The sequence below is a fragment of the Pseudomonas sp. ICBG1301 genome, assembly GCF_016918385.1.
Lineage (GTDB): Bacteria > Pseudomonadota > Gammaproteobacteria > Pseudomonadales > Pseudomonadaceae > Aquipseudomonas > Aquipseudomonas palleroniana.
On sequence record NZ_JAEKGB010000001.1, the window covers coordinates 114,470 to 133,692 of the forward strand.

General features: G+C 59.6%; 17 protein-coding genes. 9 read left to right on the forward strand and 8 right to left on the reverse strand.

Annotated features, from left to right (window positions below):
• The 6 genes from JBE38_RS00565 to JBE38_RS00590 all read right to left on the reverse strand — a co-directional run bounded on the left by JBE38_RS00565 (nucleotide 1) and on the right by JBE38_RS00590 (nucleotide 7,464).
• Nucleotides 1-1,746, reverse strand: a complete 1,746-nt coding sequence (locus JBE38_RS00565) for an ABC transporter permease (RefSeq protein ID WP_060756234.1) — start codon at nucleotides 1,744-1,746, stop codon at nucleotides 1-3.
• 229 nt (nucleotides 1,747-1,975) lie between these two features.
• Nucleotides 1,976-2,704: an alanyl-tRNA editing protein gene (locus JBE38_RS00570; RefSeq protein WP_198762763.1), complete on the reverse strand. Its 729-nt coding sequence runs from the start codon at nucleotides 2,702-2,704 to the stop codon at nucleotides 1,976-1,978.
• Nucleotides 2,705-2,706: 2 nt separating this feature from the next.
• Nucleotides 2,707-3,699, reverse strand: coding sequence for a serine O-acetyltransferase (locus tag JBE38_RS00575; protein ID WP_090369277.1), 993 nt, complete (start codon nucleotides 3,697-3,699; stop codon nucleotides 2,707-2,709).
• Between the two features lie 37 nt (nucleotides 3,700-3,736).
• Complete coding sequence (locus tag JBE38_RS00580) at nucleotides 3,737-4,651, reverse strand: PLP-dependent cysteine synthase family protein (RefSeq protein WP_060756231.1); 915 nt, start codon at nucleotides 4,649-4,651, stop codon at nucleotides 3,737-3,739.
• A gap of 15 nt (nucleotides 4,652-4,666) precedes the next feature.
• The gene (gene moeB / locus JBE38_RS00585; RefSeq protein WP_205343335.1) at nucleotides 4,667-6,529 is read right to left on the reverse strand and encodes a molybdopterin-synthase adenylyltransferase MoeB; all 1,863 of its coding nucleotides are present in this window, start codon (nucleotides 6,527-6,529) and stop codon (nucleotides 4,667-4,669) included.
• Nucleotides 6,530-6,570: 41 nt separating this feature from the next.
• Nucleotides 6,571-7,464 (reverse strand): DMT family transporter, encoded by an 894-nt coding sequence (locus JBE38_RS00590; protein ID WP_161549611.1) that lies wholly within the window; start codon nucleotides 7,462-7,464, stop codon nucleotides 6,571-6,573.
• A gap of 160 nt (nucleotides 7,465-7,624) precedes the next feature.
• Here JBE38_RS00590 and JBE38_RS00595 point away from each other — a divergent pair, with 160 nt between their 5' ends.
• Nucleotides 7,625-9,049 (forward strand): aminotransferase-like domain-containing protein, encoded by a 1,425-nt coding sequence (locus JBE38_RS00595; protein WP_205343336.1) that lies wholly within the window; start codon nucleotides 7,625-7,627, stop codon nucleotides 9,047-9,049.
• A 227-nt stretch (nucleotides 9,050-9,276) separates the two neighbouring features.
• Here JBE38_RS00595 and ppsR read toward each other — a convergent pair whose 3' ends face one another.
• On the reverse strand, nucleotides 9,277-10,095 hold the full coding sequence (gene ppsR, locus JBE38_RS00600) for a posphoenolpyruvate synthetase regulatory kinase/phosphorylase PpsR (RefSeq protein ID WP_003175525.1): 819 nt from the start codon (nucleotides 10,093-10,095) through the stop codon (nucleotides 9,277-9,279).
• Between the two features lie 179 nt (nucleotides 10,096-10,274).
• Between ppsR and ppsA the strand changes: the two genes are divergently transcribed.
• The 8 genes from ppsA (at nucleotide 10,275) to JBE38_RS00640 (ending at nucleotide 18,416) form a co-directional block, all read left to right on the forward strand.
• Nucleotides 10,275-12,650: a phosphoenolpyruvate synthase gene (gene ppsA, locus JBE38_RS00605; RefSeq protein WP_060756227.1), complete on the forward strand. Its 2,376-nt coding sequence runs from the start codon at nucleotides 10,275-10,277 to the stop codon at nucleotides 12,648-12,650.
• Between the two features lie 106 nt (nucleotides 12,651-12,756).
• Complete coding sequence (locus JBE38_RS00610) at nucleotides 12,757-13,746, forward strand: alpha/beta fold hydrolase (RefSeq protein ID WP_205343337.1); 990 nt, start codon at nucleotides 12,757-12,759, stop codon at nucleotides 13,744-13,746.
• Nucleotides 13,747-13,976: 230 nt separating this feature from the next.
• The gene (gene rraA / locus JBE38_RS00615) at nucleotides 13,977-14,468 is read left to right on the forward strand and encodes a ribonuclease E activity regulator RraA (protein ID WP_017527456.1); all 492 of its coding nucleotides are present in this window, start codon (nucleotides 13,977-13,979) and stop codon (nucleotides 14,466-14,468) included.
• A gap of 24 nt (nucleotides 14,469-14,492) precedes the next feature.
• Nucleotides 14,493-15,488, forward strand: a complete 996-nt coding sequence (locus tag JBE38_RS00620; protein WP_090369287.1) for a zinc transporter ZntB — start codon at nucleotides 14,493-14,495, stop codon at nucleotides 15,486-15,488.
• An 86-nt stretch (nucleotides 15,489-15,574) separates the two neighbouring features.
• On the forward strand, nucleotides 15,575-15,820 hold the full coding sequence (locus tag JBE38_RS00625) for a hypothetical protein (RefSeq protein ID WP_060756224.1): 246 nt from the start codon (nucleotides 15,575-15,577) through the stop codon (nucleotides 15,818-15,820).
• Nucleotides 15,821-15,822: 2 nt separating this feature from the next.
• Complete coding sequence (locus JBE38_RS00630) at nucleotides 15,823-16,647, forward strand: mechanosensitive ion channel family protein (RefSeq protein ID WP_017527459.1); 825 nt, start codon at nucleotides 15,823-15,825, stop codon at nucleotides 16,645-16,647.
• Nucleotides 16,648-16,734: 87 nt separating this feature from the next.
• Nucleotides 16,735-17,325, forward strand: coding sequence for an RNA polymerase sigma factor SigX (gene sigX / locus JBE38_RS00635; protein ID WP_003193286.1), 591 nt, complete (start codon nucleotides 16,735-16,737; stop codon nucleotides 17,323-17,325).
• A gap of 107 nt (nucleotides 17,326-17,432) precedes the next feature.
• Nucleotides 17,433-18,416, forward strand: a complete 984-nt coding sequence (locus tag JBE38_RS00640; protein ID WP_090369289.1) for an OmpA family protein — start codon at nucleotides 17,433-17,435, stop codon at nucleotides 18,414-18,416.
• Between the two features lie 61 nt (nucleotides 18,417-18,477).
• Here the strand turns inward: JBE38_RS00640 and cobA are convergent, their stop codons facing one another.
• The gene (gene cobA, locus JBE38_RS00645; RefSeq protein ID WP_205343338.1) at nucleotides 18,478-19,221 is read right to left on the reverse strand and encodes a uroporphyrinogen-III C-methyltransferase; all 744 of its coding nucleotides are present in this window, start codon (nucleotides 19,219-19,221) and stop codon (nucleotides 18,478-18,480) included.
• Between the last annotated feature and the right edge of the window lie 2 nt (nucleotides 19,222-19,223).

Consider the following 19,223-nt stretch of genomic DNA (forward strand, 5'->3'; position numbering starts at 1 on the left):
TTAATTCAGACGAAGTTTGTTTTCGGCAATGGCGTACATCGGTCGCCAGACCGCGCGGTTGAACGCCACCACGAAGATCGACATCACCACCACGCCCAGGGCGATCTTGGGGAAGTCCCCGGCGGCTGTGGTTTGTGCGATATAGGCACCCAGCCCGTGGGCGACCACATTGTCCTGGCCCCAGGACACGTACTCGGACACGATGCTGGCGTTCCAGGCACCGCCCGAGGCGGTAATCGCGCCGGTGACGTAGTACGGGAAAATCCCCGGCAGCATCACCTTGCGCCACCACAGCCAGCCGCGAATGCGGAAGTTGGCGGCGGCTTCCTTGAAGTCATTGGGGAAGGCGCTGGCGCCGGCAATCACGTTGAACAGGATGTACCACTGGGTGCCCAACACGATCAGCGGGCTCAGCCAGATGTCCGGGTTGAGATGGAAATGCAGGATCACGATCACGAACACCGGGAACAGCAGGTTCGCCGGAAACGCCGCAAGGAACTGTGCCAGCGGTTGGATTTTCTCCGCCAGGCTCGGACGCAGGCCGATCATCACGCCCAGGGGCACCCAGATCAACGAGGCAATCAGGATCAGCCCGGCCACCCGCAGCAAGGTAATCAGGCCCAGCACCACCACGTGGCCGACTTCGGCGAGGGTCACTTCGGTGCCGACGTACTGCACGATGTGGTACAGCGCATACGCGGCCATCAGCGCGATCAGTGTGCCCCAGGCCCAGTCGATGAGCTTCGACGCGGCAGGCGTCTCGGTCGGCAATGCCTTGAATGCACTCCCCGCCAGGCTGAAACGCTTGTTGCCCAGGCGGCTGAAGGTACGGGTGATCGGGCGCAGTATGCGTTGCACGACGCGGGTGCGCTGGATCAGGTTCAGCACCCAGGATTGCGGCGCGCTACCTTGGGAGGCGGTGGTTTCCATGCGGAATTTGTCGGCCCAGGCTACCAGCGGGCGGAACAGGAACTGGTCGTAGATCAGGATCACCGCGATCATCGCCAGGATCACATAACCCACGGCGTGCAGGTCTTTCTGGGCGATGGCCAGGGCCAGGTATGAACCTACGCCCGGCAGGGTGATGGTTTTGTCGCCGACGGTGATGGCTTCGGAAGCCACCACGAAAAACCAGCCGCCGGACATGCTCATCATCATGTTCCACACCAGCCCCGGCATGGCGAAAGGAACGTCGAGCTTCCAGAATTTCTGCCAGCCGGAGAGGCGCAGGCTGGTGGACACTTCCACCAGGTCATGGGGCAACATGCGCAGCGACTGATAGAAGCTGAACGTCATGTTCCAGGCCTGGCTGGTGAAGATCGCAAAGATGGCGGCGAACTCCGCGCCGAGCACGCGCCCGGGAAACAGCAACAGGAAGAACGTCACGGTAAACGAGATGTAACCGAGTACTGGCACCGATTGCAGAATATCGAGCACCGGCACCAGCAGTTTCTCGGCGCGCCGGCTTTTGGCGGCCAGGGTGCCGTACAGCAGGGTGAAAATCAGCGCGGCCACCATCGCCGCGAGCATGCGCAGTGTGGTGCGCATCGCGTATTCCGGCAGGTTGGCCGGGTCCAGGGAGATGACTTCGCTTTGCAGGGTGGCGATGGGAGCCCAGGTCTCCCGGGCGGTGATGGAGAAAAACAGCAGAAAACCGATCACCAACGGCAGGGCGACCAGGTCCCAGCGGTTGGGCAGCAGGCGCAGAGAGGACGCCGGAATGTAATGACGGAACACTTTGTTCATATGCAGTTGCTCATAGGCAGACGTTCCTGCAGCGTTCAGGTTCAGAAGGGCGTGGTGGGTTTGAGCTTAGCTTCTCTACAAGCACCCACGGAGAAGGCTGGGGGCTCTCTCTCCATGAGTCAGGACGGCGCACCTGGGGAAGATGCGCTGCTGGGGGAATTGTACGTTTCTGAATGTTACAAACGCGTAAATTTGCTGTCAGTTTCCTGTACGAACTATCAGTTGGGCCTTATTCAAACCGCAGGATGACCCGGCGGTTGTGCTTGCTCTTCTTCTCGATTTTCTCGCAGAACACCTTGCCGATTTCCTCGGTGTTGATCACATGGGTGCCGCCGCAGGGCTGGATGTCGATGCCGGCAATCTCGATGACCCGCACCGAACCCTGGATCACTGGGGGGGCTACCGCCTGGGTGCGGGTGATCTGAAGCAAGGTCGAGTATTCCGAGGCGGGCATCGACAGGGTTTTCACCGGGTGGGCTGCCTCGATCAGCGCGTTGAGGTCGCGGGTGAGGCTGTCTTTGTCGAGGGTCATTTCCGGCAGGTCGAAATCCAGGCGGCCTTTGTCGGCGCTGATACTGCAGCCGGTCACGGGCGCATCGATGAGCGAGCACAACAGATGCAGGCAGGTGTGCATCTTCATGTGCTGGTAGCGCCGTTCCCAATCGAGGCTGGCGTCTACCTGCACGCCGGCAGTCAATTGCTCGGGGCAGTGCTCCACCTGGTGCCAGATAATCGAGCGCAGCACCGGGTCGCGCACGGTGCCCACCACGTCGACCCGCGTGCCGTCGGCCAGGGTGAGGTGCCCAGTGTCGCCCGGCTGCCCGCCGCCCGTGGGGTAGAACAGCGTGTGCTCCAGGGCGATGCCCTGTTCGCTGACGGCAATCACCCGGGCGCTGAAGGCGTTCTGGTAGGGCGCGCTGTCGAACAGCGCCAGGGTTTCCATGGTGTGTACAGACATGTTCATCCTCCAACGATCAATGGGCTGGCTTGCAACAGGTGACGCACCATTGCGCTCAAGCCAGGGGGGGAGAGCAGGGTGATTTCAAATTCCGACCCGCAGATTTTCAGGTTCAGTGGCAGGCGCGGCAGTTGTTCGCCGATGTCGGTGCGGCGCAGGCGAAATTGCAGGTGGTGGCGCTCTTTTACCGTGGGCTCCAGCATCACGCCCCGCAACGGATGAAAGTCGGCATCCAGCACCGTCACGTTATGGCTGGCGTTGACCTCGCCGACCACGTGCAGGCGTTCATCCAGCGCGAAGGCGCCGAGATAGTGGGTGTGGTCCGTTTCGACGTTTTTTTGCAGTTGCACCTGGTTGACCACCCTGACCCGGGTGCCTGCGGGAACGTCCTGGGTGATCACGCACGAGGGGCTGATAAACACGTTGTCGCCGATCAAGACATAGCCCAGCACCCGGGCGCCGGAGCCGACTTCGACGTTGTTGCCCAGGCGTGGGTGGCGTTTGCCATCCGGGTTGTTGGCGATACCCCGAGCGCCCAGCGTGACGCCGCAAAGGATGTAGCAGTCATTGCCGATCTCGCAGGTTTCGCCGATCACCGTGCCGTAGCCGTGGTCCAGCACAAAGCGCCGACCGATACGCGCCGCCGGATGAATCTCGGCACCGGAGAGGATCTTGCCCTGGTTGCTGAGCTTGAGGGCTATGCGTGAAAACACGCCGTTGGGGTTGTCGGGGAAGTGCCATACCAAATGCGCGAGCCGGTAGAACAGCACCGCCTTGAACGAGGCATAGGACTCCAGGATCAACTCGCCGCGCCCACGCGAAGCCGGGTCGCGATAGGCGTAGGCGATCAGGTCTTCGGCAACCGATTGGGCGGCATTCTGGATCAAGGGTGCCAGATGCGGTTCCAGTTGCTTCATCTGCGCAGGCGTCAGGGTCTTGATGAGATGGGTGAGCAACTCATCGTGCAACTGTTGCATGTCGATAAAGCCCCCCATGGAGGTCCCCCCGCATTCTGGTTGGTTGGGTAACCGGTTATTCGAAACTGGGCAGGTAGCTGTCAGCATTGTCGTAGACCATGGTCAACACCACCGTTTCGGGTGGTAATTCAGGAGCGAGTTGGGCGATGGCGACCATGTTGGCGGCCGACGACAAACCCAGGCTGATGGCATCGGTGCGCATGATGCGTTTGATCATGTCGACGCAGGCCTGGTGCGACACCTTGAGCATGCCGTCCAGTACCTCCAGGTTGAGAATGCTCGGGATCAGCCCGATCGACAGGCCCTGGATACCGTGCGGCGCGTGGCGGTCCTTGAGCAGGTCGCATTCTTCAGGTTCCACCCCCATGACACGGATATGCGGCCAGGCCGCCTTGAGGGTTTCGCCGATACCGGTGATATGGCCGCCGGTGCCGATGCCGCTGACGAAGTAATCCACGCGCTGTTCACCGAAGGCGCGGAGGATTTCCGGCGCGGTGGTGTCGCGGTGGGTTTGCGGGTTGGCGCCGTTGCGTTGCTGGTTGAGCATCACGTAGTTGGGGTTTTCCAACTGCAGCTCCATGCATTTTTCGCCGTGGGAGTTGTTACCCAGGCGGCTGTCCGACAGCACCACTTTGGCCCCGTACAAGCGCAGCAGCTTTTGCTTTTCGGGGCTGTAGTTGTCGGGGATCACCAGCACGACTTTGTAGCCCAGCACATTGCCGGCCATCACCAGGCCAATACCGGTATTGCCGCCGCTGGGCTCGATGATGGTTTGCCCGGAGTCGCGGATCAGCACGCCCCGGCGTTCGGCGTCGAGGATCATGCCCAGGGCGATGCGCGCCTTGTGGCTGCCGCCCGGGTTGAGGGATTCGAGCTTGGCGTAGACCTCGATGCCGAGGTCTTCGGAAAACTGCGCCAGGCGCACGATAGGCGTCTGGCCGATGACGTCGAGAATGGAGTTATGCAACATCAGTCGATCCCCGGATCAATACAACGGCATGTCAGGTTCGACGTCGCGTACCCAGTGTTTCATGCCGCCCTGCAGGACCTTGGTATTGGCAAAACCTGCCGCCAGCAAGGTGCTTGCCGCTTGCTCGGCACGGGTGCCGGCGTAGCAGATCAGGTAGTGGGTGTTGTCGCGGCTTAGGCTGTCGAGCTGCCCATCCAGTTCGGCCAGGGGGATGTGCACCACGCCCGGCAGTTTGCACACCTCCAGTTCACTGGCATCGCGAACATCCAGCAGGACGTCGGCGCTGCGGTGGTGGTCGAGCACTTGTTTGAGTACGCGTGGCTTGATGTAGCGTTCTTCGGCCAGGGAGGGGCGACTCGGCATGGCGTCGGCGCAGACGGCCGGCGCGACGCTTTCGCTGTGGCGCAGGTCCGAACAGCAGGGGCAGTCGGCGCGACGTTTGAAGCGGATTTCGCTGAACTTCATCGCCAGTGCGTCGAAGCGCATCAAGCGGCCGGACAAGGGCTCACCGATACCGATCAACAACTTGATCGCCTCGGTGGCCTGGATCATCCCCACCACCCCCGGCAATACGCCGATCACACCGCCGGCGCTGCAATTGGGCGCCAGCTCCGCGGGAGGGGCCGAGGGAAACAGGCAGCGGTAGCACGGCCCGCCTTGATAGTTGAGCACGCTGATTTGCCCGTCGAAACGGTAGATGGCGCCGTACACCAAGGGTTTGCCCAACTGCACGCAGGCATCGTTGATCAGGTAGCGCGTGTCGAAATTGTCGGTGCCGTCGATCACCAGGTCGTAGGCGCCCACCAACTCGAGGGCGTTGTCGGCATTCAGGGCGGTGTCGTGGGCGTTGACCTGGATGTGGCGATTGAGGTCCAGCAAGCGTTGCCGGGCGGACTCGACCTTGGGCATGCCCAGCGTGCTGTTGCCGTGGACGATCTGGCGTTGCAGGTTGCTGCTTTCCACCACATCGAAGTCGACCAGCCCCAGGGTGCCGACGCCGGCTGCCGCCAGGTACAGGCTGATGGGCGAGCCCAGGCCGCCGGTGCCGACGATCAGCACCTTGGCGTTTTTCAATTTCAGCTGACCCTCGCGGCCGACGCCGGGCAGGGTGATGTGGCGCACGTAGCGCTGCACTTCTTCGTTGCTCAGGGCATCGACATCCATGCCGCCGGAGGTGGCCAACAGCACTTCGATCCTGGCCTGTTCCGGTAGGGGCTCATCGGCACCGATCAGTTCTTCTTCGGCGGTGAACAGGAAGTGCTCCTTGAGCTGATTGTTTTTTTCATGAAACAGATGCGCGCGTAACTGCGGGTAGTGGCTGCAAAGGTTTTCAATGACTTCGCGCAATGTCGATCCGGCGCCCTCAAGGGTCGATTCCGGCAGCTTGGCCACGCGAACCAGAATGTCGGGGAAAGAGACAGCGTTCATGGACAACTCCGTGTGCAGGTCGTTGAAAGGGTTAAGGGCGAAATGCTTGCCATCCCAGGCAAACAGCTTTGATCCCAGGGCCTGGCCCTGGCGAACGTCCACCACCAGATAGCTGACGGGGTAGATCGGCTCGCCCAGGAACAGCGCCTTGTCCTGGTCTTCGTCACTGAAATAGGCGCCGACATCCGGGTGGGAGTGGTAGATCACCACCACCGGGTTATCACTGCGAAACGCCTTGTTCATCAGCAGGGTGTCGGCCACGGAAAAGGTGTAGCCGTTGGCCGCGCTGCGTGGGTACATCTCTGGGTTCTTGCGGTGCAGCTCGTTCTGGATATTGCTGCCCAGGTACACACTGCCGTCGGCGAAGACAAAACCACAGCATTCTTCGGGGTAGCTGCGGCTGGCGTGGGCGTAGATCTGTTCCAGGGCGGTTGGGCGCAGGACGTCCATGTTTCTCTCGCGTGGCTGATGTTGAGGGGCCGGGGGGACGTTCAAGGTTTCTTGGCCAGGAGTTTTTCAATCGGCAACTTGGTGATTGCAAAGCCGGCCAGCAGGATGGCCGAGTACAGCATCAGGTCCCGGGAAATCGCCACGCCCTCGTACCACGCGCCGATGATCACCGCGAACACCGGAAAGATAATGAACACGAACGACAGGATGATCGGGCTCAAACGCTTGAGCAGCATGAAGTACACGATGAACCCGCCCACCGACGCGACCAGCCCCAGGTAGAACAGGGCTCCCCAGGAACGCAGGGTGATCTGGTCAAACGTGGGCGTCTCAAACCACAGGCCGGCGACGAACAACATCAGCCCGGCGATGCCGATGGGTAGGGTGTTATAGGTGATCACGCTGATGGCACTGCCTTTTTGCTTGGTGATGACATAGCACAGCGCATGCATGATCGCCGCGCTCAGGATCGCCAGCACGCCGAGGAATTCAGCGTGGTCCAGATGCAGGCCCTGGCTCTTGATGATCATGTACAGGCTGGCGAAGCCGATGCCGATACCGACCACCTGGGAGAAGTAGATGCGCTCGCGCAGGAACAGCCCGGAGAAAATCAGGATAAACACCGGCATGCAACTGAACAGCAGAGCGGTGAGGCCGGACGAGACGTGCATCTCGCCGTAGTTGAGCAAGTAATAAGGAACGCTGAAATAGGACAGGGTCACAAACACGAAGAACCAGCGGCTCTCCCGGGGAAACAGGATCGGTTCGCGACGTACCAGCGCAAAGCACAGGAACAACGGGAAAGCGATCAGAAAGCGCAGGCCGGCGGACGTCAGCGGTGGCACGCTCTCCACGGCGATCTTGATGCCCAGCCACGTGGTGCCCCAGCTCAGGCACACGATCAGGAACATCACACTGGTGATCAACCCGGCCAGCCACTGTTTTTGGGTTTTGGTCTTGGCGGTGTTTTCGAGAACGGCGGACATTGGCATCGTTTATTGCTTCCCTGAGCCGGAATTGAACTCTATATTGAGCTTGTAATGAGTTGTAAAATTCGGCGATTGAACCCGTAAAAGCACACTATTAGGGCGAAAGATGGCTGTCAAAACAAATATTGACATGGTGTCAATTATGCGTGAGGGGTTGTCCAACGGGCAGGGCGTAAAGTACAAGCGCCTGTCCGATGTCATGGAACGGGGCATCCTCGAAGGCTTGATTGAACCGGGAAGAAAACTGCCGCCCCATCGGGTGCTTTCCGACAACCTGGGTGTGACGATCGGCACCATCAGCCGGGCCTACGGCGAACTGGAACGCCTGGGGTTGGTTGTGGCGCGGGTCGGTGACGGCACTTTCGTGCGCAAGCGTGGGATGGAGCGCCAGCGCGATGAAGGTTTTCGCAACTTCAGCGAGGAGCCGCGCCAGTACTTCGACATGAGCCGCAACATGCACATCCCCGGGCAGGAGACGGTGTTCCTGGCCCAGAGCTTCCAAACCCTGTCGACCAACGCCAAGTTCCTCCAGGACATCAGTGCCTACACGCCGGACGCCGGCCTGCCACGCTATCGCGAGGCCGGCGCGCAATGGCTGGTGCAGCGCGATTTCCACCCGATTCCCGAGCAGGTCATTTGCGTCAATGGCGGCCAGCATGGCTTGCTGTGCTCGATGATGGCGCTGTTACGGGCCGGCGATACAGTGGTCACCGAACAGCTGACTTACCCGGGGCTCATTACCGCCGCGCGCATGCTGGGCATCCGCCTCATCGGCCTGGAAATGGACGAGGAGGGCGTGCTGCCGAGCGCGCTGGACGAAGTCTGTCGTAATCACCGGGTTTCGGCGCTGTACTGCACGCCGACCATCCAGAACCCCACCACTGCGGTGCTCTCGGTGGCGCGTCGGGAAGCGTTGGCCAAAGTGTGCCGTGAACACAATCTGCTGATTCTTGAAGATGAAGCCCACGGTGTGCTGGTGGAAGACCGGCCGCCGCCCCTCAGCTATTTCGCCCCTGAGCGTACGATTCTGATCAGCAGTCTGAGCAAGGCTGTGTCTGCCGGGCTGCGTGTGGGTTATGTGCATGCGCCGCCGGCCCTGGTCAGCCGTGTCTCGGCGGCGCTGCGTTCTACCTGCTGGATGGCCACGCCGGTGACCCTGGAACTGGCCACCCAGTGGATTGAAAACGGCACGGCGGAATACCTGCTGCGCCAGCAGATCAATGAGATCAGCCGCCGCAAGGCGCTGGTGCAAGGTTTGTTGGCTGGCCTGCAATATCGCACCCACCCCAACAGCCCACACTTCTGGATCGAGGTGCCGGAGCCGTGGCGTGCATCGGAAATCGAAGCGGAGCTCAAGCAGAACAACTACCTGATCGCCACGGCCGAGGCATTTGCGGTGGGGCAAACCGCAGTGCCGCAGTTCATTCGGGCGAGCATCTGCAATACGTCAGGGGATGATCAGTTGTTGCGAGAGGGGTTTGACGCGTTGGCCACCGCATTGGGCCAGGGCGGCGGTCGTTTTCACCTGTAGGCATTAATTGTAGTGAGCGGGGCAAGCCCTAATGCCAGTCAGTTAAGGATTAACGCGGTCACTGTGGGAGGGGGCTTGCTCCCGATAGGCCGCGCAGCGGCCTCAAAAATGGGCCTGCTACGCAGTCCATCGGGAGCAAGCCCCCTCCCACAATTTATTCATCGCCCGCTTTATCGCTTAACTGACTGGCATTAGGGCAAGCCCGCTCACTACGAGCATCAGCGGGGTTATTTGAAGCGCCGTTCTACGCCTTTTTCTACCAGAATCTTTGCCGAAATCTCTTCCACTGAGAAATGCGTGGAATTGATGTGCGCAATGTTCTCCCGACGGAACAGATTTTCCACTTCGCGCACTTCGAACTCACACTGGGCATAGCTGGAGTAGCGGCTGTTAGGCTTGCGCTCGTTACGAATGGCGGTGAGACGGTCCGGGTCGATGGTCAGGCCGAACAGCTTGTGTGAGTGCGCACGCAAGGCTGCCGGGAGCGTCAGGTGTTCCATGTCGTCCTCGGTCAGCGGGTAGTTGGCGGCGCGGATACCGAATTGCATGGCCATGTACAGACAGGTAGGCGTTTTGCCGCAGCGCGACACGCCCACCAGGATCAGGTCGGCCTTGTCGTAGTAGTGAGTGCGGGCGCCGTCGTCGTTGTCGAGGGCGAAGTTCACCGCCTCGATACGCTCCATATAGTTGGAGTTGTGCCCAATGGAGTGGGATTTGCCCACGGAGTATGAGGAATGTTCACTCAGCTCTTGTTCCAGAGGGGCCAGGAAGGTCGAGAAAATATCGATCATGAAACCATTCGAAGTCGCCAGGATCTCACGAATATCCTGATTCACGATGGTGTCGAAAATGATCGGACGGAAACCGTCTTTTTCAGCCGCCAGATTGATTTGTTGTACCATGGCCCGCGCTTTATCCACGCTGTCGATATAGGGCCGCGTGAATTTGGCGAAGGTAACGTTTTCGAACTGCGCGAGCAGGCTCTGACCCAATGTCTCGGCGGTGATGCCCGTGCCGTCGGAAATAAAGAAAGCAGATCGTTTCATTTGAGCCCTGGGCCTTAAGCTGATGGCGAATCTTGGATATGATAGGCGCGATTTTGCTGTCCCGCAGTGGGCCGCATTCTCACTTATTTTCCAGGTCCAGGCCACAAGCGCAGGCGTTTGCTCCTCTATGAGCCGCCAGCGTCCTGAGCTTTTCCAACACAGTTAGTGGAGAGATCACCTTGGTAGAGTACGTAGTTTCCCTCGATAAGCTCGGCGTCCATGATGTAGAGCACGTGGGGGGCAAGAACGCATCCCTCGGCGAGATGATCAGTAATCTTGCAGGCGCTGGTGTGTCGGTGCCCGGTGGTTTCGCCACCACGGCCCAGGCTTACCGCGATTTCCTCGAACTGAGCGGCCTCAACGCTCAGATCCACGCCGCGCTGGATGCCCTGGACGTTGATGACGTCAATGCGCTGGCCAAGACCGGTGCCCAGATCCGCCAGTGGATCATGGAAGCCGAGTTCCCCGAGAAACTTAACGAAGAAATTCGTGCCGCCTTCGCCGCCCTGTCGGCCGGCAACCCGGACATGGCGGTCGCCGTGCGTTCCTCGGCTACCGCCGAAGACTTGCCCGACGCCTCGTTCGCCGGCCAGCAGGAAACCTTCCTGAATATCCGCGGCGTGGAAAACGTCATTCGGGCCGCCAAGGAAGTGTTTGCGTCATTGTTCAACGATCGCGCGATTTCCTACCGTGTACACCAGGGTTTCGACCACAAACTGGTGGCCTTGTCTGCTGGCGTGCAGCGCATGGTGCGTTCGGAAACCGGTACCGCCGGCGTGATGTTCACCCTGGACACCGAATCGGGCTTCCGTGACGTGGTGTTCATCACCGGCGCCTACGGCCTGGGTGAAACCGTCGTACAGGGTGCGGTCAACCCGGACGAGTTCTACGTACACAAGGGCACCCTCGAAGCAGGCCGCCCGGCCATCCTGCGCCGTAACCTGGGCAGCAAGGCCATCAAGATGATCTACGGCGACGAGGCCAAGGCCGGTCGTTCGGTGAAAACCGTTGAAGTCGACAAGGCCGAGCGTGCGCGCTTCTGCCTGACCGACCAGGAGGTCAGCGAACTGGCCAAGCAAGCGATGATCATCGAAAAGCACTACAAGTGCCCGATGGACATCGAATGGGCCAAGGACGGTGACGACGGCAAGCTGTACATCGTGCAAGCCCGTCCGGAAACCGTGAAAAGCCGCACGTCGGCCAATGTCATGGAGCGCTACCTGCTCAAGGAAACCGGCACTGTGCTGGTTGAAGGCCGTGCGATTGGCCAGCGCATCGGCGCAGGCAAGGTACGCATCATCAAGGACGTGTCCGAAATGGACAAAGTCCAGCCAGGCGACGTGCTGGTTTCCGACATGACCGACCCGGACTGGGAACCGGTAATGAAGCGCGCCAGCGCCATCGTGACCAACCGTGGCGGGCGTACCTGCCACGCGGCGATCATCGCCCGTGAGCTGGGGATCCCTGCTGTGGTGGGTTGTGGCAACGCCACCCAGTTGCTCAAGGACGGCCAGGGCGTGACCGTGTCCTGCGCCGAAGGCGACACCGGCTTTATCTTTGAAGGCGAGCTGGGCTTCGACATCAAGCAAAACTCCATCGACGCCATGCCCGACCTGCCGTTCAAGATCATGATGAACGTCGGCAACCCCGATCGTGCCTTCGATTTTGCACAACTGCCGAACGCCGGCGTGGGCTTGGCCCGCTTGGAGTTCATCATCAACCGCATGATCGGCGTGCACCCCAAGGCGCTGCTGAACTACGACGGCCTGCCGTTGGAGATCAAGGAAAGCGTCGACAAGCGCATCGCCGGCTACAACGATCCGGTGGGCTTCTACGTCGAGAAGCTGGTGGAAGGCATCAGCACCCTGGCGGCGGCGTTCTACCCGAAAAAGGTCATCGTGCGCCTGTCGGACTTCAAGTCCAACGAATATGCCAACCTGATCGGCGGCAAGCTCTACGAGCCGGAAGAAGAAAACCCGATGCTGGGCTTCCGTGGCGCCTCGCGTTACATCAGCGAAACCTTCCGTGACTGTTTCGAACTCGAATGCCGTGCCCTCAAGCGCGTGCGCAACGAGATGGGCCTGACCAACGTCGAGATCATGGTGCCGTTCGTGCGCACCCTGGGCGAGGCGAGCCAGGTCGTCGACTTGCTGGCTGAAAACGGTCTGTCCCGTGGCGAAAACGGCCTGCGCGTGATCATGATGTGCGAGCTGCCGTCCAACGCCATCCTGGCCGAAGAGTTCCTGGAGTTCTTCGATGGTTTCTCCATCGGCTCCAACGACCTGACCCAGCTGACACTGGGCCTGGACCGTGACTCCGGGATCATCGCCCACCTGTTCGATGAGCGTAACCCGGCAGTCAAGAAGCTGCTGGCCAACGCTATCCAGGCCTGCAACAAGGCCGGCAAGTACATCGGTATCTGCGGCCAGGGGCCTTCCGACCACCCGGACCTGGCCAAGTGGCTGATGGAACAGGGCATCGAAAGTGTCTCGCTGAACCCCGACTCCGTACTGGAAACCTGGTTCTTCCTGGCTGAAGGCCAAGCGTCCGCCTAAGGTCGACGCGTCAAAAGTGCCGGTCACTCGTTGCGGGTGACCGGCATTCTTATCTGTACAGGGCGGGAATCCTTGCGGACGCCGCCCTTTTTTGTGCAAGAGCATTATGCAAAGCAGCAGCAACCTGTTTCCCGTCGCCCTGATCAGCGCTGAACGTCGCGGCGACCTGAGTGAAGATGTGTATCGCCTCAAACCCGGCAACAGCCCGGACGGTACTGTCGAGCTGGCCGTGACCCGCTTGGGCCTGGCTGATGTCCCGGAAAACCGGGGCACGCCGATTATTTTGCTGCACGGCAGTTTTTCCAATCGGCGCTTCTGGTACTCGCCCAAAGGTATCGGCCTGGGTGCCTATCTGGCACGCCAGGGGTTTGATGTATGGATCCCGGAAATGCGTGGCCATGGCCTGTCCAAGCGCAATCACGACTACGCCAAAAACCGTGTCGCCGATTACGCGCGCTACGACGTGCCGGCCATTGGCGCGTTCGTGCGTGAGCAGAGTGGGCAGATTCCCCACTGGATCGGGCATTCCCTGGGCGCTACGACTCTGGCGGCGGCCCTGGGTGGCCAGCACTTGGGCGCACCTGCAGCGGCTTCCGTGGCATTGTTTGGTTGCCAGGTCAGCCGCACCTACTGGCCGCTGAAAATCCCTGCGGTGGAGTGGGGCGCGCGCTTGATCTTGAAGCGCCTGGGCCAGTTGTCCGGCCCAAGGCTCAAGCGCGGCCCGGAAGACGAGCCTATCGGTATCATGCTTGAAACCATGCGCTGGCATGGCCTGTTCGGGCGCTTTGGCGATGCCGAGCGCGACTGGTGGAAAGGCTTGGCCGAGGTTGATGTGCCATTGCTGGCAGTGAGCGCTGCGGGTGATCGGCAAGACCCGGACTGGGCCTGCCGCAAGCTGTTCGAGCAGGTCGGCTCTGAACATCGCCAGTACCTCTGCCTGGGGCGTCAGCAAGGGTTTAGCGATGATTTCGGGCATGTGCAGATGCTGGTCAGCAAGCCTGCGCAGGCCGAGGTCTGGCCATTGGTGGCACGCTGGTTGAGAGACCCGCTGACACCTTTGTCCGGCGCACAGTCCGAAGTGGACGCAGCGGTTTGACGAAGCGCTCTGCCAAGGGCGTTTCACTTGTGAGTGGTTGCGGCTAAGATATGACGCGTTAAACGCTTCTGGTCATATTCAGTCGCGCAACGGGTATTGCGTTGCGGTCAAGCGGGTCTGATCATGGCCGCCGTCAACCGCGCAGTCTTTAAAGAAAGCCTGTCGTGGCGCGTTTTCCTGATGTACACCATGGGATGTTGAACCTCTACTTTGATGACAGGAGTTTCTCGATGAACCATTACGTGACCCCCGACCTGTGCGACGCCTACCCGGAACTGGTGCAGGTGGTTGAGCCGATGTTCAGCAACTTCGGCGGGCGAGACTCCTTTGGCGGCGAAATCGTCACCATCAAATGCTTCGAAGACAACTCCCTGGTCAAGGAACAGGCCGACCAGCCAGGCGCCGGCAAGGTGCTGGTGGTCGATGGTGGCGGCTCGCTGCGCCGGGCGTTGCTGGGCGACATGATCGCCGAGAAAGCCGCGAAAAACGGTTGGGAAGGGCTGGTGATCTACGGTTGCATCCGTGACGTCGACGTTATCGCCCAGACTGACCTGGGGGTGCAGGCGCTGGCGTCGCATCCGATGAAGACCGACAAGCGCGGCATCGGCGACCTGAACGTGGTGGTGACCTTTGCGGGTGTGACATTCCGCCCGGGTGAGTACATCTACGCCGACAACAACGGCGTGATTGTGTCGCCCAGCCCGCTGAAAATGCCTGAATAAACCGCAGTAGCCATAGGGGTCAGGATGTTCGAGGAAGAAAACGCGCAGTGGGGTTTGGTACATGCCCTGGTGCTGGACGGTAAAGGCGGTGCGCGTTCGATTGCCCGGACTGAGCTCGATGATTTGCACTTGCAGCCCCAGGAAAGCCTGTGGCTGCATTGGGATCGCAGTCACCCCCAGACCCAGACCTGGTTGCGTAAATCCAGTGGTCTGAGCGAGTTTGCCTGTGACCTGCTGCTGGAGGAGAACACTCGTCCGCGCCTGTTGCCGTTGCCGGATGCCGAATTGCTGCTGTTCCTGCGTGGGGTCAACCTCAATCCAGGTGCCGAGCCTGAAGATATGGTCTCGGTGCGTATTTTTGCGGCGGCCGACCGGGTCATTTCCCTGCGTCTGCGGCCGTTGCGCGCCACCGATGAGTTGCTGGTGCAATTGGCGGAGGGCAATGGGCCGAAAACAGCGTCCGAGCTCATCCTTTATATGGCGCAGTATCTGACCAATAAAGTGCAGGATCTGGTCACGGATCTGTCTGAAATCGTCGATTCCGAGGAAGAAAAACTCGATGCCGACGAACGGTATACTCCGGAGCATGGCAGCGTCTTGCAGATTCGCCGACGCGCAGCCGGGCTGAAGCGTTTTCTGGCGCCACAACGGGATATTTTTGCGCAACTGACGCGCATCAAATTGCCGTGGTTTTGTGATGACGACGCCGACTACTGGAACGAATTACACAACAGCCTGACCCGTTACCTGGAAGAGCTCGAATTGGCTCGGGAGCGCGTGGGGCTTGTGCTTGAGACCGAGGACCGGCGTTTGAGCGTGCGTATGAACCGCACCATGTATCGCTTCGGGATCATCACCGGAATCTTTCTGCCGATGAGTTTTTTGACCGGCCTGCTGGGAATCAATGTGGGTGGAATACCCTTTGCGGGAAACCCCTACGGATTCTTGATTGCCTGCTTGATGATGGTGGCCGTTGCACTGGGGCAATGGTGGCTTTTTCGACGATTACGCTGGGTTTGACCTGAATATGACCTGAACGCAGCAAGGGTCTTATGTGACCCCAAGAATTTAACCCTCGTCTTTTAAAACACTTGCGAGAGGTCTATATGCACGATCCGTTCGAACAGTCTTTGCGTGACATGCTCAATGCATCGCCATCCAACCGTGATGACGATGCCTGCCTGGGCCGCGTTTTGAAAACCGCCAACCGCCAGGTAGGGGCGGGCGACCTGTTCGGTCTGTTGGGTCGCTGGTTGCCGGCGCTGATGATGGCCCTGAACAATGGTTCGGCCCATGTGTCGCCGGTTTCCCGCCGTGAACCTCTTGCTCGCACTGCTGATAAGGCTGATTGAATATGGAACTTGATCTCTGGACCCAGAGCCTGGTCACCGCGATGACCGCACTATGGACCAAGGTGGCGAATTTCATTCCCAACCTGTTTGGTGCCCTGGTTCTGGTGTTGCTGGGCTTTGTCGTGGCGAAGCTGCTCGACACCCTGCTGTCCAAATTGCTCGCCAAATTGGGGCTCGACCGCTTGATGGCAGGCACCGGCCTGACCAAACTGCTGGGGCGCGCAGGGCTGCAAGTGCCGATCTCCACGTTGATCGGCAAGATCGTTTATTGGTTTGTTTTGCTGATTTTCCTGGTTTCTGCGGCGCAATCCCTTGGACTTGAGCGAGTTTCAGCTACGCTCGACATGCTGGCGCTGTATTTGCCGAAGGTTTTTGGCGGCGCGCTGGTGCTGCTGGTAGGCGTTTTGCTGGCACAACTGGCCAATGGGCTGGTGCGTGGAGCGGCTGAAGGTGTGGGCCTGGACTACGCGGCGGGCCTCGGGCGAATCGCCCAGGGGCTGGTGATCATCATCAGTATTTCCGTCGCGATCAGCCAGTTGGAGGTCAAGACTGACCTGCTCAACCATGTGATTGTGATTGTTTTGATTACCGTTGGTCTGGCCGTTGCGCTGGCAATGGGGTTGGGAAGCCGGGAAATTGCCGGGCAGATTCTTGCGGGAATCTATGTGCGTGAGCTGTATCAGGTTGGGCAACACGTGCGTGTTGGCGAGGTTGAAGGGCAAATCGAGGAGATCGGCACGGTCAAGACGACGGTGCTGACCGATGACGGCGACCTGGTGTCGCTGTCCAATCGGATTCTCCTGGAACAGCAGGTCAATAGCCGCTAATACGGCAAATCCTGCTAATGTACGCCGCCGCAAACCCGGCTGACCGGATTGTGGCGGACATTGACCTGACTGTCGGCACGACTTGTTTTGAATAAAGCCCAAACGCTGTCTACGCGCTACGACCCCCGTGAGCTCTCTGATGAGGAGTTGGTCGCGCGCTCGCACACGGAGCTGTTTCACGTAACACGTGCGTACGAAGAATTGATGCGCAGGTATCAACGCACTCTGTTCAACGTTTGTTCAAGGTATTTAGGGAACGATAGAGATGCGGATGATGTCTGTCAGGAAGTGATGCTCAAGGTGCTGTATGGCCTGAAGAACTTCGAGGGCAAATCGAAGTTCAAGACATGGCTCTACAGCATCACGTACAACGAGTGCATCACGCAGTATCGTAAGGAGCGGCGAAAGCGTCGGTTGATGGACGCTTTGAGTCTTGACCCCCTTGAGGAGGCGTCTGAAGAGAAGGCGCCGGCACCCGAGGAGAAGGGCGGACTTGATCGCTGGTTGGTGCATGTGAACCCGATTGACCGTGAAATTCTGGTGCTACGATTTGTCGCAGAGCTGGAGTTTCAGGAAATCGCTGACATCATGCATATGGGTTTGAGTGCTACAAAAATGCGTTACAAGCGTGCTCTTGATAAATTACGTGAGAAATTTGCGGGCGAGACTGAAACTTAGTGCGTGGCAAATATCTCTTACGTGTAGGCAAGTTCTGTTAGACTTGTCGCCGAGTTGTCCCCCGGTTTGTGGGACTGCTTTACAATCACCAGATGGGGATTTAACGGATGAAACTGAAAAACACCTTGGGCTTGGCCATTGGTACTCTTATTGCCGCTTCTTCTTTCGGCGCACTGGCACAAGGCCAAGGCGCAGTTGAAGGCGAGCTGTTCTACAAGAAGCAGTACAACGATAGCGTTAAGCACATCGAAGACGGCTTCAACCCTGGCGCTCGCATCGGTTACTTCCTGACCGACGACCTGTCCTTGAACCTGTCCTACGACACTACCAACCACACCCGTTCGAACGACGGTACTGGTAACCAGAAGATCAAAGGCGATACCGGCAGCCTGGTTGCCCAGTATCACTTCGGTCAAGCTGGCGTAGACAGCCTGCGTCCATACGTAGAAGGCGGTTTCGGTCACCAGAGCCGTACCAACGTCAAAGCTGACGGCCACAGCGGTCGCGACCAGTCCACCCTGGCTATCGCTGGCGCTGGCGTGAAGTACTACTTCACCAACAACCTGTACGCTCGTGCCGGTGTTGAAGCTGACTACGCACTGGACAACGGCAAGTGGGACTACTCCGCACTGGTCGGCTTGGGCGTGAACTTCGGCGGTAACGCTGGCGCAGTCGCTCCAGCTCCTACCCCAGCACCAGCTCCAGAGCCAACTCCAGAGCCAGAAGCTCCAGTTGCTCAGGTTGTTCGTGTTGAGCTGGACGTTAAGTTCGACTTCGACAAGTCCGTTGTTAAGCCTAACAGCTACGCTGACGTGAAAAACCTGGCTGACTTCATGAAGCAGTACCCTAACACCACCACCGTGGTTGAAGGTCACACTGACTCCGTAGGTCCAGACGCTTACAACCAGAAGCTGTCCCAGCGTCGTGCTGACGCTGTTAAGCAAGTTCTGGTCAAAGACGGTATTGCTCCTAACCGTGTAAGCTCGGTTGGTTACGGCAAATCCCGCCCAGTTGCTGACAACGCAACTGAAGCTGGTCGTGCTATCAACCGTCGCGTAGAAGCCTCGGTAGAAGCTCAAGCTGCTCAGTAATTACTGAGCAGTAGAAAAAACCCGGCTCAGGCCGGGTTTTTTTTCGCCTGCAATATATGCCTCAGGCGCTGGCTGGCACGGCAATGCACGCCGCCTGCGCAGCCGCGGCAACGCTGCCGATCACCAGAATCGCCGGGCTCTTCAAGGCAAATGCCTGTGCGTCCCAATGCATGCGCGCCAGCGTGCTGCGGCATTCGCGCTGCTGGGGCAGGGAGGCATTTTCGATCATCGCCACGGGCATATCGACGGCCATGCCGCCGTTGAGCAATTGCTGACGAATCTCCTCCAGCTTCGCCACCCCCATGTACACCACCAACGTCGTCCCGCCCTCGGCCAGTGCCCGCCAGTTAAGGCTGCTGTCGTCCTGGGTATGCGCCGTGACCAGCGTTACGCCACGGCTCACACCGCGCAAGGTCAACGGGATATCGCAATTCGTCGCACCCGCCAGCCCTGCCGTGATCCCGTTGACTAGCTCCACATCGACACCGCGCTCGCGCAACCACACCGCTTCTTCACCGCCCCGGCCAAAAATGCACGGATCGCCGCCTTTGAGCCGCACCACGCATTTTCCCTGGCGCGTATAACGCAGCATCAGGCGATGAATAAAATCCTGTGGCGTCGAACGGCAGCCGCCGCGCTTGCCGACGGTAATCACCCGCGCATCCAGGCAATGCTCCAGCACCTGTGGGTTGACCAGATCATCGATCAGCACCACATCCGCCTCACGCAAGGCTCGCACCGCCTTGAGGGTCAACAGTTCCGGATCGCCAGGCCCTGCGCCCACCAGCCAGACTTTTGCGTTCATGT

Excerpts from the sequence above, each read along its gene's own strand:
- JBE38_RS00565 (WP_060756234.1), bottom strand. The coding sequence starts at position 1,746 with ATGAACAAAGTGTTCCGTCATTACATTCCGGCGTCCTCTCTGCGCCTG.
- JBE38_RS00570 (WP_198762763.1), bottom strand. The coding sequence starts at position 2,704 with ATGTCTGTACACACCATGGAAACCCTGGCGCTGTTCGACAGCGCGCCC.
- JBE38_RS00575 (WP_090369277.1), bottom strand. The coding sequence starts at position 3,699 with ATGGGGGGCTTTATCGACATGCAACAGTTGCACGATGAGTTGCTCACC.
- JBE38_RS00580 (WP_060756231.1), bottom strand. The coding sequence starts at position 4,651 with ATGTTGCATAACTCCATTCTCGACGTCATCGGCCAGACGCCTATCGTG.
- moeB (WP_205343335.1), bottom strand. The coding sequence starts at position 6,529 with ATGGACGTCCTGCGCCCAACCGCCCTGGAACAGATCTACGCCCACGCC.
- JBE38_RS00595 (WP_205343336.1), top strand. The coding sequence starts at position 7,625 with ATGGCTGTCAAAACAAATATTGACATGGTGTCAATTATGCGTGAGGGG.
- ppsR (WP_003175525.1), bottom strand. The coding sequence starts at position 10,095 with ATGAAACGATCTGCTTTCTTTATTTCCGACGGCACGGGCATCACCGCC.
- JBE38_RS00610 (WP_205343337.1), top strand. The coding sequence starts at position 12,757 with ATGCAAAGCAGCAGCAACCTGTTTCCCGTCGCCCTGATCAGCGCTGAA.
- rraA (WP_017527456.1), top strand. The coding sequence starts at position 13,977 with ATGAACCATTACGTGACCCCCGACCTGTGCGACGCCTACCCGGAACTG.
- JBE38_RS00620 (WP_090369287.1), top strand. The coding sequence starts at position 14,493 with ATGTTCGAGGAAGAAAACGCGCAGTGGGGTTTGGTACATGCCCTGGTG.
- JBE38_RS00625 (WP_060756224.1), top strand. The coding sequence starts at position 15,575 with ATGCACGATCCGTTCGAACAGTCTTTGCGTGACATGCTCAATGCATCG.
- JBE38_RS00630 (WP_017527459.1), top strand. The coding sequence starts at position 15,823 with ATGGAACTTGATCTCTGGACCCAGAGCCTGGTCACCGCGATGACCGCA.
- JBE38_RS00640 (WP_090369289.1), top strand. The coding sequence starts at position 17,433 with ATGAAACTGAAAAACACCTTGGGCTTGGCCATTGGTACTCTTATTGCC.
- cobA (WP_205343338.1), bottom strand. The coding sequence starts at position 19,221 with ATGAACGCAAAAGTCTGGCTGGTGGGCGCAGGGCCTGGCGATCCGGAA.